The 14,209-nt window shown below is 71.8% G+C and carries 13 protein-coding genes; 7 read left to right on the forward strand and 6 right to left on the reverse strand.

Annotated features, from left to right (window positions below):
- Nucleotides 1-372: 372 nt before the first annotated feature.
- On the forward strand, nt 373-690 hold the full coding sequence (locus ACYVLT_RS15840) for a GYD domain-containing protein (RefSeq protein ID WP_461120934.1): 318 nt from the start codon (nt 373-375) through the stop codon (nt 688-690).
- Here the strand turns inward: ACYVLT_RS15840 and galK are convergent.
- Both galK and ACYVLT_RS15850 read right to left on the reverse strand, forming a co-directional pair.
- Nucleotides 687-1,814: a galactokinase gene (gene galK, locus ACYVLT_RS15845; RefSeq protein ID WP_461120935.1), complete on the reverse strand. Its 1,128-nt coding sequence runs from the start codon at nt 1,812-1,814 to the stop codon at nt 687-689. The genes ACYVLT_RS15840 and galK overlap by 4 nt on opposite strands.
- Entirely contained in the window at nt 1,811-2,812 is a 1,002-nt protein-coding gene (locus tag ACYVLT_RS15850) for a LacI family DNA-binding transcriptional regulator (RefSeq protein ID WP_461120936.1), read from the reverse strand. Before ACYVLT_RS15850 ends, galK begins: the two co-directional genes overlap by 4 nt.
- A gap of 146 nt (nt 2,813-2,958) precedes the next feature.
- Here ACYVLT_RS15850 and ACYVLT_RS15855 point away from each other — a divergent pair, with 146 nt between their 5' ends.
- A complete protein-coding gene (locus ACYVLT_RS15855) occupies nt 2,959-5,682 on the forward strand; it encodes an AbfB domain-containing protein (protein WP_461120937.1) in 2,724 nt (907 codons plus the stop codon).
- Nucleotides 5,683-5,737: 55 nt separating this feature from the next.
- The gene (locus tag ACYVLT_RS15860; RefSeq protein WP_461120938.1) at nt 5,738-6,037 is read left to right on the forward strand and encodes a hypothetical protein; all 300 of its coding nucleotides are present in this window, start codon (nt 5,738-5,740) and stop codon (nt 6,035-6,037) included.
- Here the strand turns inward: ACYVLT_RS15860 and ACYVLT_RS15865 are convergent.
- Nucleotides 5,974-6,555: a hypothetical protein gene (locus tag ACYVLT_RS15865; RefSeq protein ID WP_461120939.1), complete on the reverse strand. Its 582-nt coding sequence runs from the start codon at nt 6,553-6,555 to the stop codon at nt 5,974-5,976. The two genes, ACYVLT_RS15860 and ACYVLT_RS15865, sit on opposite strands and share 64 nt — an antisense overlap.
- A gap of 327 nt (nt 6,556-6,882) precedes the next feature.
- Between ACYVLT_RS15865 and ACYVLT_RS15870 the strand changes: the two genes are divergently transcribed.
- Nucleotides 6,883-7,887, forward strand: coding sequence for a sensor histidine kinase (locus ACYVLT_RS15870; RefSeq protein ID WP_461120940.1), 1,005 nt, complete (start codon nt 6,883-6,885; stop codon nt 7,885-7,887).
- Nucleotides 7,884-8,588, forward strand: coding sequence for a response regulator transcription factor (locus tag ACYVLT_RS15875; protein ID WP_461120941.1), 705 nt, complete (start codon nt 7,884-7,886; stop codon nt 8,586-8,588). Before ACYVLT_RS15870 ends, ACYVLT_RS15875 begins: the two co-directional genes overlap by 4 nt.
- A 1-nt stretch (nt 8,589) precedes the next feature.
- On the opposite strand, the gene ACYVLT_RS15880 is transcribed toward ACYVLT_RS15875, so the two are convergent.
- Nucleotides 8,590-9,777 (reverse strand): S8 family peptidase, encoded by a 1,188-nt coding sequence (locus tag ACYVLT_RS15880; RefSeq protein ID WP_461120942.1) that lies wholly within the window; start codon nt 9,775-9,777, stop codon nt 8,590-8,592.
- 242 nt (nt 9,778-10,019) lie between these two features.
- On the opposite strand from ACYVLT_RS15880, the gene ACYVLT_RS15885 reads away from it, so the two are divergent.
- Nucleotides 10,020-11,849 (forward strand): DNA/RNA non-specific endonuclease, encoded by a 1,830-nt coding sequence (locus ACYVLT_RS15885; protein WP_461120943.1) that lies wholly within the window; start codon nt 10,020-10,022, stop codon nt 11,847-11,849.
- Between the two features lie 40 nt (nt 11,850-11,889).
- Here ACYVLT_RS15885 and ACYVLT_RS15890 read toward each other — a convergent pair whose 3' ends face one another.
- Nucleotides 11,890-13,080, reverse strand: a complete 1,191-nt coding sequence (locus tag ACYVLT_RS15890; RefSeq protein ID WP_461120944.1) for an FAD-dependent monooxygenase — start codon at nt 13,078-13,080, stop codon at nt 11,890-11,892.
- An 84-nt stretch (nt 13,081-13,164) separates the two neighbouring features.
- On the opposite strand from ACYVLT_RS15890, the gene ACYVLT_RS15895 reads away from it, so the two are divergent.
- On the forward strand, nt 13,165-13,695 hold the full coding sequence (locus tag ACYVLT_RS15895) for a TetR/AcrR family transcriptional regulator (RefSeq protein WP_461120945.1): 531 nt from the start codon (nt 13,165-13,167) through the stop codon (nt 13,693-13,695).
- Here ACYVLT_RS15895 and ACYVLT_RS15900 read toward each other — a convergent pair.
- On the reverse strand, nt 13,692-14,132 hold the full coding sequence (locus tag ACYVLT_RS15900; RefSeq protein WP_461120946.1) for an SRPBCC family protein: 441 nt from the start codon (nt 14,130-14,132) through the stop codon (nt 13,692-13,694). The two genes, ACYVLT_RS15895 and ACYVLT_RS15900, sit on opposite strands and share 4 nt — an antisense overlap.
- Between the last annotated feature and the right edge of the window lie 77 nt (nt 14,133-14,209).

Consider the following 14,209-nt stretch of genomic DNA (forward strand, 5'->3'; position numbering starts at 1 on the left):
TTCGGTGCAGGGCCGGGAAGAACGCGTTCCGGTACTGCGTACACGCCGAAGGTGATCAGCGGCCATCCCCGACGTGTACGCCCGGTGGAGTGCGGGAGGCCTGCGGCGGGGGTGCGATGACGGCCCTCGCCGGGCGTCGCCCGAACGTCCCTGGTGAACGCCTGCCCAACTGTAGGACGTATTGGTGAGCGATGAACTTCCCGAATGGGGTCGAGCGTCGCTGATGTGGAAGTCCCATGCGGTGGCTTCGGCCCGGCACTTCGACCGGGTGACCCGGAGGGCGGGTGCCGCGGTCGAGTGGTGGTCACTCGACTGCGGACCTACCTTGGCGGTGGGGGAGCACCCGACTACTTCTGATCGACGAGGTGCACCATGGCGAAATTTCTGATTCACGCCAAATACACACCGGTGGGCTTCCAAGGTGTGGTCAAAGAGGGCTTCGCCGTGCGTGAGGCCTACGTCCGCACCCTCGCGGAGTCCATCGGTGGGAAGGTCGAGGCGTTCTACTTCGCCTACGGTCCGGACGACGTGGTCATCGTCGTCGACGCCGAGCCCGCCGCGGCCGCCGCACTGTCGCTCGTGGTCAACCAGAGCGGCAGCGTCCAGCTCAGCACGACCCCGCTGCTGACCTCGGCGGAGATGGACGAGGCGCGGACCAGGATCCCGGACTACCGGGCACCCGGCGCCTAGGCGGTCGCCACTCGACGGCTGCCCGACGCTGCGGGGAGGTGGTCAGCCCGGCGTGCCCCGGCCGCCGCGGTCGCGGTCCAGCAGTCGGGGGTGGCGAAACCGTGTTCGGCGAACGCCGTGCGGACGGCCGTGGCACAGGCTTCGACCGCGGCCTCCTCCACCAGTGAGATGACGCAGCCGCCGAAGCCGCCGCCGGTCATCCGGGCGCCCAGCGCCCCCGCCGCCAGCAACGCCTCCACCGCCACGTCCAGCTCCGGCACGGTCACGTCGTAGTCGTCCCGCAGTGACGCGTGCGAGGCGGTCAGCAGCGGGCCGATGTCGCGGACGCGGTCGGCGCGGAGCAGTTCCGCCACCTCCAGCACCCGCTGGTTCTCGCCGACCACGTGCCGCACCCGGCGGGCGAGGCGGTCGGGCAGGTCGTGCTCGGCGCGGTCGAGGTCCCGCAGCGCGGGCACGTCCAGCAGCTCCGCCGCGCGGTGGCAGTCGCGCCGCCGCGCCGCGTACTCGCCGTCCACCAGCCGGTGCGGCGCCTTCGTGTCCACCACCAGCAGCGTGAGCCCGGCCGGCGCCAGGTCGAACGGGATGTGCTCGGTCGCCATCGTGCGCGTGTCGAGCAGCAACGCGTGCCGTTCGCGGGCCAGCAGTGACGCCGACTGGTCCATGATCCCGCACGGCATGCCGACGAACTCGTTCTCCGCGCGCTGCGCGATCCGCGCGAGCGTGCGGCGGTCCAACGGGACACCGGACAGCTCGGTCACCGCCAGCGCGGTGGCGCTCTCCAACGCCGCCGACGACGACAACCCGGCGCCCAGCGGCACCCGGCCGTCCACCAGCAGGCCGAACCCGCCGATCCGGTGCCCCTCCTCGCGCAACGCCCACACCACACCCGCCACGTAGGCCGCCCACCCGGTCACCACACCCGGCGCGAGGTCGACCACGCGCAGCTCGGCCACGCCGCTCGCCTGGCGCGACGCCACCCGCAGCACGCCGTCGTCCCGACGGGCGGCGGTGATCCGCACGACGTGCGGCAACGCGATCGGCAGCACGAAACCGTAGTTGTAGTCGGTGTGCTCGCCGATCAGGTTGATCCGACCCGGCGCCTCGAAGACCCCGTCACGCGTCATCCGTCACCCCTCGTGCTCTCCCGGACCCGCAACGAGAACGGCGTCCGCAAGTGCTCCGGCGGCCGCTCCGGGTCGTCCACGCGCTCGCGCAGCAGGTCCACCGCGGCCCGCGCGATCGCGACCTTGTCCGGCGCGACCGTGGTCAGCGAGGGCAGGCTGTACGCCCCCTCCTCGGTGTTGTCGAACCCGACGACCGCCACGTCGGCGGGCACGCGCACACCGCGCTCCACCGCGGCGCGCACCGCGCCGACCGCCAGCAGGTCGTTGAAGCAGAACACCGCGTCCGGCGGCTCGTGCGCGGCCAGCAACCGCGTCATCGCCTCCGCGCCGTCCCGCCGGTGGTAGTTCAACGCCGTCGCCACCAGCTCGTCGCGCACCGGCAGGCCCGCCTCCGCCAGCGCGCGCCGGTAGCCCTCCAGGCGTTGCGCCGCCGTGCCCCGGTGCGGGTGCGCGCCGATCGCCGCGATCCGGGTGCGGCCCAGGCCGACCAGGTGCGCCACGGCCACCCGCGCCGCCTCCACGTTGTCGATGCCGACGTGGTCCATCGGCAGGTCCACCGAGTGCTCGCCGAGCATCACCACCGGGATGCCCGGCGCCAGCTCGTCGAAGTCCCGCGCCTGCAACGCCTCCGGGCTCACGATCGCGCCGTCGATCATGTGCGGGCCGAGCGAGGCCAACGTGTCCCGCTCACCCTCGCGGGTGCCCAGGGTCTGCTCGATCAGCACGTTCCACTCGTGCTCCTGCGCCGCGTCGAGCACCAGCCCGGCCAGCTCCGCGAAGTACGGCACGACCAGCTCCGGCAGCACCAGCGCCAGGAAGCCGGTCCGGCCGCGGCGCAGGTTGCGCGCGCCCAGGTTGGGCCGGTAGCCGGTGGTGCGCAGCGCTTCCTCGACCCGGCGGCGGTTCTCCGGCTTCACGAACGCGTAGCCGTTGACCACGTTCGACACCGTCTTCACCGACACGCCCGCGAGCGCGGCGACGTCCTTGAGCGTGGCCAAGCGGCGCCTCCGATTCTCGGTAACGACCGGGATGGTAGCCGGCCCGCGCAGACCTTTACAACGTTGTATCAACGATGTAAGAACGGGAAGTGACCCAGGTCACCGAGCACCCACGTCACCAGCATCCTGCCGACCGTGGAGCCACCATGCGCAAGCTGTTGTCCGGTCTGACCGGACTCCTGGTCCTGAGCACCCTCGTCATCGCGCTGCCCGGCACCGCCTCCGCGGCGGTCTGGCAGCCCAAACCGGCGCCCCTCACCACACCGTGGACGGGTCAGGTGTCGCCGACCAACGCGTTGCCCGAGTACCCGCGCCCGCAGCTGGTCCGGTCGGACTGGCTCAACCTCAACGGCGTCTGGGAGTTCGCCGGCGCGCCCAACCTGTCCTCGCCGCCGTTCGGCCGCACCCTCGCCGAGGGTGTCCTGGTGCCCTACCCGATCGAGTCCGCGCTGTCGGGGATCAAGCGGCACGAGGACCACATGTTCTACCGCCGCACGTTCACCACGCCGGCCGGCTGGCACGGCCGCCGGGTGAAGCTCAACTTCGGCGCGGTCACCTGGGAGACCCGCGTCTGGGTGAACGGTGTCGGCGTCGGCACCCACACCGGTGGCTTCGACGCGTTCTCGTTCGACATCACCGACGCCCTGCGGGCTGGCGCCAACGAGGTCATCGTCGGCGTGCGGTCGACCGTCGACGGCAGCCTGTACCCGATCGGCAAGCAGCGCCGCAGCCCGAGCGGCATCTTCTACACCGCCGCGTCCGGTATCTGGCAGACGGTGTGGCTCGAACCGGTCGCCGCGAACCACGTCACCCGCCTCGACACCACGCCGGACGTGCCCGCGGGCGTGCTCGACCTGGTCGTGCAGGGCACCGCCGGCCAACAGGTGCGGGCCGAGGTGCTCACCGCCGGCCGGGTGGTCGGCACGGCTACCGGCGCGGTCGGCGCGCACCTGCGCGTGCCCGTGCCCGACGCCAGGCTGTGGTCGCCGGACGACCCGTTCCTCTACGACCTGCGCGTCACCCTGGGCAGCGATGTCGTCACCGGCTACTTCGGCATGAGGTCGCTGGGCAAGGCGATGGTCGGCGGCGTGATGCGCCCGCTGCTCAACGGCAAGTTCGTGTTCCAGCTCGGCACCCTCGACCAGGGCTACTGGCCCGACGGCATCTACACCGCGCCCACCGACGCCGCGCTGAGGTTCGACCTGGAGCGGCAGAAGGCGTTGGGCTTCAACATGGTGCGCAAGCACATCAAGGTCGAGCCCGCCCGCTGGTTCTACCACGCCGACCGGCTCGGGCTGATGGTGTGGCAGGACATGCCGTCGCTGGACGCGATCGACGACGTGCCCAACGGTCGCGCGCACTTCGAGTCCGAGCTGCGCCGGATGGTCGAGCAGCTCAAGGGCATCACGTCGATCGTGCAGTGGGTGCCGTTCAACGAGGGCTGGGGCGAGTACGACGCCGGCCGGATCGTCAACCTCGTCCGGTCGATCGACAACACCCGGCCGATCAACCACAACTCGGGCTCCAACTGCTGCGTCTCCGACCCCGACCCGGGCAACGGCGACGTCATCGACGACCACGCCTACCAGATGTCCGGCGCCACCAGGCTGCCCGACGCCAACCGCATCGCGGTGCTCGGCGAGTTCGGCGGGCTGGGTCGGCGCGTCGTCGGCCACGAGTGGCAGCCCGGCGCGGGCTTCGCCTACGGCGAGCTGTTCCCCGACGAGACGTCGCTGACCGGCCGGTACGTGGAGATCACCAAGGAGGTCGGCCGGTTCGTGCACGCGCGCGGGCTGTCCGCGTCGGTCTACACCGAGCCCTACGACGTGGAGAACGAGGTCAACGGCTTCTACACCTACGACCGCCAGGTGCTGAAGATGACCGAGGCGCGGGTGCGCGAGGTCAACCGGCGGGTGCTGGCGATCGCGAGCGGCACGGAGGTCGGGCGTGGCGAGGCGATCTCGCTGAAGGTCACCACCACCGGCTTCACCGACCGGCACCTGCGGCACCGCGACGCGCTGGCGCGCACCGACGTGATCGGCGACGACACCGGCCGGTTGGACGCCACGTTCTGGGCCCGGCCGGGGTTGTCCGACGCGGCGTGCCTGTCGTTCGAGTCGCGCAACTTCCCGGGACGGTTCCTGCGGCACTCGGCGTCCCGGGTGCGGTCGGACGCCAACGACGGGTCGGCCGGGTTCGCCGGTGACGCCACGTTCTGCGCGCGATCCGGCCACGGCGGCACGGTGCTGGAGTCGCGCAACCTGCCCGGTCACTTCATCCGGCACTACCAGGAGGGCGTGTACCTGGCGCGGTCGGGCGGGACGAACCCCTGGGACAGCCCGACGAGCTTCGCCGCGGACACGACGTGGGCGGCGGTCGTCCCGCTCTGGCGCAGCGGCGCGGACCTGCCGCTGGACCAGGCGCGGTCGTTCCGGGTGACCACGCCCGGCTTCACCGACCGGTATCTGCGGCACCGCGACGCGCTGGCGCGCACCGACGTGGTGGGCGCGGGCAGCGACGGGTTGCTCAAGGCCGACGCGACGTTCATCGTGCGGCGTGGCCTTTCGGAGCCGTCGTGCTACTCGTTCGAGTCGCGCAACCACCCGGGCCAGTACCTGCGGCACGCGGCGTTCCGGGTGCGGTTGGGCGCGTCGGACGGCAGCGACCTGTTCCGGCGGGACGCCACGTTCTGCGCCCAGCCCGGCGCCGGCGGGGTCCGGTTGGCGTCGGTCAACGAGCTGGGTGCCAGCGTGCGGCACTACGCGGAGGAGGTGTGGGTGGCGGTCAACGGCGGTGCTCACGTGTACGACAACCCGGTGTCCTACGACGCGGACGTGAGCTGGGCCGTGACCGCGCCCTGGGCGCCGTAGCGGGTCGGTGAGTCCTTTGTGGACCCGCACGGTGGTGCTGCTACCGTGCGGGTCCATGAAAGGTCCCGCCGTGCTCGGCACGGTGCTGCTGTGCGTCGTCGCGCCGATCGCCATCGGGTACGGGCTGACGGCGTTCACGCCGACGGGCAGTTGCGAGTACTCGGTGTCGGGGGTCTGCTCGTACGGCCGGGTGCCGATGATCGTGGCGGCGGGCGGCACCGCGCTGGTGTGGGCGGCGTCGGTGGTGTTGACGTGGGCCGGCACCCGCGGCCGGCCTCGGGTGTTCGTGCCCTACGCGGCGCTCGTGGTGATCGTGCTGTTGCTGTTCGCCGCCGGTCGCGTCGCCGGCGGGTAGACCGACAGGGCGAGCCACAGCAGCGCGCCGCCGATGACGACGTGCAGCGCGCTGGTCAGCGGGGTGTCCGGCAGCCGTGCGGCGAACGTGAAGACGGGCAGCGCGATGGCGTAGATCCACACCGGGATCGGCGGGTGGACGCGGGCCCTGATCATGCTGATCGCGAACAGCACGGTGCCGATGGCGAAGATCAGGGCGCTGGCCGACAGGACGGCCACGGTCGGCGCGGCGAGCACCGGTTCGTCGAGGTGGAACAGGACGATGTTCAACGCGTAGGCGGCCGCCCCGAACAGCCCGAGGCCCACGAAGTTCACCACGTACCCCACGACGCCCAACGTGGTCCTCGGCTGTTTCAGGTACAGCGCGGTGAGCAGCGGTGCGGCCAAGGCCGGCGACACCCCGATCACGAGGCTCGTGGCGGTCGTCTCCCCGACAAACCCCTCGACCGCTGCCGGCAGGGCGATGAACAGGCCCGACAGCGCGCCGCAGATGGCGCCGAATCGCAACAGAAACGTCATGCCGGGAACGCTAGGAGCGCGGCCGGCCCCACCGGGAGTGCCGACCGGCCACTTCCCGGGTGCCGATCGGCACGTGCCGCCCCCTGCCCCGGGTCTGGGGCGCGGAGGTGTTGGGCGGGATTGGTCTGGGCGGGAGGTGCGGGCGGTCGGGTGGTTGGGCGCGGCCTCGTTGTTCCAACCGACGTTTCGCATCGTCGATAACGACGTTTTCGGCATGGGTCTTTTCCGGATTCGCGAGATTCACCCGTTCGTGGAGACGTCCGGGGTTGAGCCCGTGGGTTCGGCGGATGGGGGTCCGGACCGCGATGTGCCACGTAGCCTGCGGGTGTGCGTCCTCTGTCGTGGTTGTCGCCCCTGCTGTGCGGGGCGGTGTTGGTGGCCGGTGGCTACGCGGGGGTCGCCGGGCTCGGGGAGACGCGGTGGGTGCCGTTCGTGCTCGGCCTCGCCGCCATCGTCTTCGTGGACGCGGTCGGATCGCGCTACCCGGCCGCCGCGGTCCTCTCCGTCCAAGCCCTGCTCGTCGTGCTGGTCGCGTTCTCCGACGGCTCCGGGATGGCGCGGGTGCTGTTCCTGCTCCTGCCGTTCGCCGCCTACTTCGCGTTCGGCCGGGTGGTCGCGGTGGGGGTCGGGGTGGCCAGTGCGGTCTTCCTGGTCGTCGCCTTCCAGCTCACCGTGCCGGGGTGGACGCGGTCCGTCGAGCACGTGTCCGACCTGCTGATGTTCGGCATCGGCCTGGTCCTCGCGCTGGCCATGGCGGAACTGTCGGCCGCCGCCGAGCGCAACCGGGTGGCACGTGACGTCCACGACGGCCTCGGCCACCACCTCACCGCCGTGTCGGTGCTGCTGGAGAAGGCTTCGGCGTTCCGCGACCGCGACCCGGAGACGGCCGACCGCGCGATCGAGGACGCCCGCGAGTCGGCGCGGCGGGCGTTGGAGGACGTGCGCACGTCGGTCCGCGCCCTGCGCGAGCCCTTCCGGTTGGCCGAGTCGCTGGCGCACCTCGCCCGCGGCCTGGGGGTGTCCGTCGCCTGCACGGGCGACGAGTCCCGCTACGCCCCCGGCGCCCTGCTGGCCCTCTACCGGGCCGCGCAGGAGGGCATCACCAACGCGATGCGCCACGCCGGAGGGTCACGGGTCACCGTCACCGTGCACTGCGGACCGCGTGAGGCACGGCTCGTCGTCGCCGACGACGGCCCGGGTTTCCCGCACGACCGCGAGGGCTTCGGGTTGCGCGGCATGCGGGAGCGGATCGCGCAGGCAGGGGGCTCCGTGCAGGTCGACGGCGACGCGGGCACCCGGCTCACCGTGGTCGTACCGAGGGCGACGCCATGAGCGACGTGCGCGTGGTCGTGGTGGACGACCAGCGGCTCATCCGGGAGAGCATCGCCGCCCTGCTCGACATCCAGGCGGGCATCGCGGTGGTCGGCACGGCCGGTGACGGCCAGGCCGCCGTCGACCTGGCCGTCGCGCAGGACCCGGACGTCGTCCTGATGGACGTGCGGATGCCGGTGCTGGACGGCATCGCCGCGCTCGCCCTCCTCCGCCGCCGCAACCCGCGCACCAGGGTCGTCATGCTCACCACGTTCGACGACGAGGAGTACGTGGTGCGCGCCCTGAAAGCGGGTGCGAGCGGCTACCTGCTCAAGGACCGGCCCGCCGCCGAACTCGCCGCCGCCGTCCGGCTCGCGCACTCGGGCGTGGTCCAGTTCGACCCGGCCGCGGCGGCCCGGCTGGCGACCGCGCTCGACCACGAACCCCCGCCGGGTCACGAACAACCGCCCGGTCCGGAACACCCGCCGGGCCACGAGCACCCGCCGGGCCACGAACGCCCGCCGGGGCTCGAAGGCCTCACCGACCGCGAGGTGGACGTGCTGCGGCTGGTCGCCACCGGCGCCACGAACCGGGAGATCGCCCGACGCCTGCACCTGAGCGAGGGCACGGTGAAGAACCACGTCTCCCGCATCCTCGGCCGGCTCGGCCTGCGCGACCGCACGCAGGCCGCCGTCCACGCCCGCGACCGCGGGCTGCGCTGACCTACACCGGGATCATCCCCATGAACAACAACAGGTTCGGCGACCCCGCGCCCGGGTTGGTGACCACACCCGCCGTGGCGTTGGCCCGCAGCGCGTTCGCCACGGCCACCGCCGAGTCACCCGGGAACCGGTGCCGCCACAGCGCCGCCACGCCCGCCGCGTGCGCCGACGCCGTGGAACCGCTGATGGTCGAGTACGCGGTGTCCGACGTGCCCCACGCCGAGGTGATGTTCACGCCCGGAGCCCACACGTCGATGCACGAGCCGTAGTTGGAGAAGCTCGCCTTCGCGTCGTTGGCGTCGGTCGCGCCCACGGTGGTGGCCAGCGGCGTGCTGCCGGGGGAGTAGTTGCACGCGTTGGCGTTCGAGCTGCCGGACACCACCGAGTAGTGCACGTCGGCGTTGATCGACCTGGTGATGGCGTCGTTGAACGGCTGGTTCAGCCCGCCGCCGAGGGGCATCAGCGCGACCGCCTTCCGGCCGCTCGCCGCCGCGTCGCGGGTCACCCAGTCGATCCCGGCGAGGATGTGCGAGTACGAGCCCGAGCCCTGGCAGTTGAGCACCCGCACGGACACCAGGGTCACGTCCTTGGCCACGCCGGTGGTGCGGCCGCCGACCGTGCCCGCCATGTGCGTGCCGTGGCCGTTGCAGTCGTTGCCGGGCGGTGTCATGCCGCCGACGGTGTCCAAGCCGGGCACGGCCGCGCCGTCGAACTCCTGGTGCGTGTACCGGATGCCGGTGCCGAAGACGTACGCCCGCACCGACGAGGCCGTGTTCGGGTAGGTGTAGTTGCGGTCCAGCGGCAGGTAGCGCTGGTCGATCCGGTCCAACCCCCACGACGGCGGGTTCGGCTGCACCGCGAGGGCCTGCGGCTCCAAGCGGACCCGCACGTCCTGCGCGACGTAGGCGACGCGCGGGTCGGCGGCGAGCCGGGCCGCCTGCGCGGCGCTCGCCCGGGTGGCGAACCCGGACAAGGCCGTCCGGTAGGTGAACGTGACACCCGGCGCGGCGGACCGGGCGGAGGCCAGGTCCTCATGCCGCTTGAGCACCACGATGTAGCTGCCCGCCACGGCGTCCGGGTGCCCTTGGTACAACACCGGGGCGGTGGCGTGAGCGGGTGTGGCGTGAGCGGGTGCGGCGACGAGCCCGGCTAACAGCGCGCTCGCCACCGCTATGCGTCCGATTCCCACAACTCCTCCAATTTCGTGCAGGGACTTGAACCACAGCACGACCACGCCCGCGACGACAGGTCCGATCAGAGTTCAACGATCAGTCGTCTGATGGTCAACTTTCAGTCTTCTCGGGGGTGAAGACTGCATTCGGTGGCCAATCGTTGGGCCGAATGGGTGAACGGGCGCGATATGGGCTAACACCTGATCGGGGGATCGCGACAGCAAGGCCACCGGCGCGCACACACAGGGGGTTTGCGCTCATGGTCAAGAAGAACAACGGTTTGCAGGCATCGCTGAGGCAGTTCGTGCGCACCAAGGGCGCCGATTACCTGCGTGACCCGAACGTGTCCTCGATCGGCATCGGCTACAAGGTCGCCGACGGCAAGCCGACCGACGAACTCGCCATCCAGTTCACCGTCCGGCAGAAGGCCGAGCCCGAGGCGCTGCGCGCGCTCGGCACCGCGCTGCTGCCCGGGACGATCGAGGTGGACGGCGTGGCCGTGCCCACCGACGTGCTGCAACGCGACTACCGGGTCGACTTCCACGTGGTGGAGGAGACCGTCAGCAACGTGCGCAAGACGCGCGTCGACCCCGTGGTGCCGGGGGTGAGCCTGGGTCACGTGCGCGTGTCCGCGGGCACCTTCGGCTGCGTCGTCTACGACCGGGTCGACGGCACCCCGTACGTGCTGAGCAACTGGCACGTCCTGCACGGACCGCACGGCGCCCTCGGTGAGGACGTGGTCCAGCCCGGCGTGCACGACGACAACCGCACCGACCGCAACCGGCTGGGCCGGCTCGTCCGGTCGCACCTGGGCGCGGCGGGCGACTGCGCCATCGCCACCATCGAGGACCGGCGGTTCGAGTCGGAGATCCTCGACCTCGGCGTGGCCGTGGACCGGCTCGGCGAGCCCGAGCTGGGCGACAAGGTCGTCAAGAGCGGCCGGACGACGGGCGTGACGCACGGCGTGGTCCGCCGCGTGGACACCCTCGTCAAGATCGACTACGGCCCCGGTGTCGGTCCGCGGCAGGTCGGCTGCTTCGAGATCGGGCCGGACCCGGCGCGCCCCGCCGCCGACGGCGAGATCAGCATGGGCGGCGACTCCGGCTCCGCGTGGGTGTTCAAGGCGTCCAACGGCAAGACCGGCAAGACCATGGCGGGCCTGCACTTCGCGGGCGAGGCCGGTGACAGCCCGGACGAGCACGCGCTGGCGTGCCTGCCCGGCTCGGTGTTCGAGAAGCTGGGCATCACGCTCAACCCGCCGCGGGAACTCCGGATGGCGGCGGCGCCGGTCGGGTTCGACGAGGACTTCCTCGGCACGCCGGTGGGCCTGCCGGAGCTGGGCGAGGCGGCGCGGGCCGACGCGGTCGAGCTGAACGGGTCCGTGGTGGTCGACTACACGCACTTCTCGCTGGCGCAGAGCAAGTCGCGCCGGTTCGCGTTCTGGGTGGCGTGGAACATCGACGGCGGCGACCTGAAGTCCATCAACCGCACCGGCATCCCGTTCGTGCTCGACCCGCGGCTCCCGGCGCGGTTCCAGGTCGGCGACGAGCTGTACCGGGGCAACCGCCTCGACCGCGGGCACGTGGCGCGGCGCGCGGACCTGCTGTGGGGTCCCAAGGCGGTGGCGGAGCAGGCGAACGTGGACTCGTTCTTCTTCACCAACATCACGCCCCAGATGGACGACTTCAACCAGAGCATGCGGCAGGGGCTGTGGGGTCGGCTGGAGGACGCGGTGCTGTCCGACGTGGACGTCGACGACCTGCGCGTGAGCGTCTACGGCGGCCCGGTGTTCCAGTCCGACGACCGCGTGTTCCGGGGCGTCGCGCTGCCGCGCGAGTACTGGAAGGTCATCGCGTTCGTCTCCGCCGGGACGCTGAAGGCGCGGGCGTTCGTGCTGACGCAGAACCTGAACCAGCTGGAGTCGCTGGACCTGGACGAGTTCCGGGTGTTCCAGGTGCGGTTGGGCGAGGTCGAGGAGAGGTGCGGCTTCACGTTCCCGGCGGCGCTGACTGCGGCGGACACGTTGGTCGTGCCCGAGTCGCTGGACGACCGCGCGCCGTTGGAGGCGTTGACCGACATCCAGTGGTGAGCGACGGGTCGCGGCCCGGGGCCGCCGGGCCGCGGGGCCTTCAGGCGACCGGCGCGTAGTCCTTGAGGACCACCGAGTCGTGCAGCCGCACGCCGTTGCCGTTCATCCTGGCCAGCGCCCGTCCCAGGGGCCGCGGCAGGCGGGGGAACAGTCGCATCGCCTGCCGCAGGACCCACAGCTCCCGCGTGCTCGCGGGGATGAGCCGCTTCGCCGTGCCCACCGCGAACGCCCGGCTGCGGCGCACGTAGTCGCCGATCTCGGCCTCGTACGCCGGGAACGCGACCGCCGGGTCGCCACCGGCCGCGGCCAGCTCGCCCGCCAGCACGTACGCGCCGACCACCGCGAGGCTCGTGCTGCCGCCGACCGCCGGACCGGGGCAGAACCCCGCGTCACCGACCAGGGTCACCCGGCCGCGCGACCACGTGTCCATGCGCAGCTGGGTGATCGAGTCGAAGTAGAACGTGCCGTCCAACCGCTCCAACCACCGCGGCACCTCGCCGCCCACGCCCGCGAACGCCTCGCGCAGCAGCTGCTTCTGCCGCGGCAGGTCCCGGTAGTGGTAGTCCAGCGGCCGCTCGGTGCGGAACAGGAACACCGCCCGCGCGTCCGGCAGGTGGTCGGCGCTGTAGATGGCGGCGATCCGGTCGACGTCGGAGTAGGCGATCGAGCTGTCCCGCAGGCCCAGGTAGTTCGGCAGCGACAGCACCGCCAGGTAGGCGCCGATGAACAGCTCCGGCACGTCGCCGAACACCAGCCGCCGCACGTTCGAGTGCAGTCCGTCCGCGCCGACGACCAGGTCGAACCTGCGCGGTGCGCCGTGCTCGAAGGTCACCTCGCCGTCGTCGCCGATGGACGTGATCGAGTCGCCGAACACGTACTCCACGTCGTCGCGCGTGGCGTCGTGGAACACCTCGGCTAGGTCGTCGCGCATGATCTCGACGTGCCGGTCGGACACGGCGCCGAACAGCCGGCCCAGGTCCACCTCGACCGGGCGCCTGCCCGGGGTGTGCACCACCATCCGGTCGGTGCCGGTGACCCGCTCCATGAGCCGGGGCAGCACGCCCATGCGTTCCACGACGTCCATCGCGGGCCGGAACAGGTCCACCGCGTGGCCGCCGGTCTTGCGCGGCTCGGGCGCCCGTTCGACCACCGTCACCTCGAACCCGTACCTGGCCAGCCAGTAGGCGAGCACCGGCCCGGCGACGCTGGCGCCGGAAATGAGAACCCCCATGACCATCCTCCTTACTTAACGGATGGTAAGTGCGTGGGCCGTCGTCGCGCAAGGGTCGACTGACCGGTCGTTAAGCTGGGCGGCATGGCCAGGGGATCCGACACGAAGGCGCGTGCCCAGGCGGTGGCGCGCGAGCTGTTCCTCCGGCAGGGCGTGCGGGCGACCAGCCTCCAGGAGATCGCGGACCGCCTCGGGGTCACCAAACCCGCGCTCTACTACCACTTCGCGTCACGCGAGGAGCTGGTGCGCAGCATCGTGCAGCCGTTGATCGACGACGGCGACGCGTTCGTGGCCGAGCTGGAGTCGCGCCCGCCGCAAGGGCCCCGGGCGTTGCTGGAGGGCTACTTCGACTTCCAGTTCAAGCACCGCGAGGTCGTCGCGCTGATGGTGCGCGAGCTGGTCGCGTTGGCCGACCTGGGCCTGGTCGACCGGGTGCTGGACTGGCGCCTGCGGCTGGCCGTGCTGCTGGTCGGCGACCAGCCGTCACTGGCGGACGCGACGCGTGCCACCGTGGCCCTGGGCGGCCTCGCCGACTGCGTGCTGGTGTTCGCCGACGAGCCGGTGGACGCCCTGCGCACGGCCGCCGTGGACGCCGCCCACGCCGTGTTGCGCTAGCCGCGGGCGGTTCGCTCGACGTACGTGCGGAGGTTGTTCAGGTGCAGCCGCCACCCCGCCCGGTGCTCCGCGGCCAGGGCCTCGCCACCCGGCAGCGCACCCCAGCCCGTGTGCCGCAGGCGGACCGCCGTCGTGCCTTCGGTCTCGGTGAGCCCCACCTCGACCCGCGTCGTCGCCGGCCAGTCCTCGTCCGCCCACGACAGCACCAGCAACCGGTCGGGGACGACCTCGGTGACCGTTCCGCTGGTGAGCACCTCCCGCCCGTCGCCGTCGGTCCAGGGCTCCTCGAACCGCCCGCCGACCGTGGCGTCGAGGTCCAGGTCACCCCACCAGCCGGCACGCAGCTCGGCGACGGCGATCGCCCGCCACACGTCCGCCGCCGGCTTGGCGATCGAGATGGATTCGTCGACTAACGGCTCGGGCTGCTGCTCGGTCACGAGCCCGGATCCTACTGACCACGGACGAAATCCGCTTCGGCGAAGTTGCGGCCCGTAACCACTTCACCCTGATGGGT

The organism is Saccharothrix stipae (genome assembly GCF_054781895.1).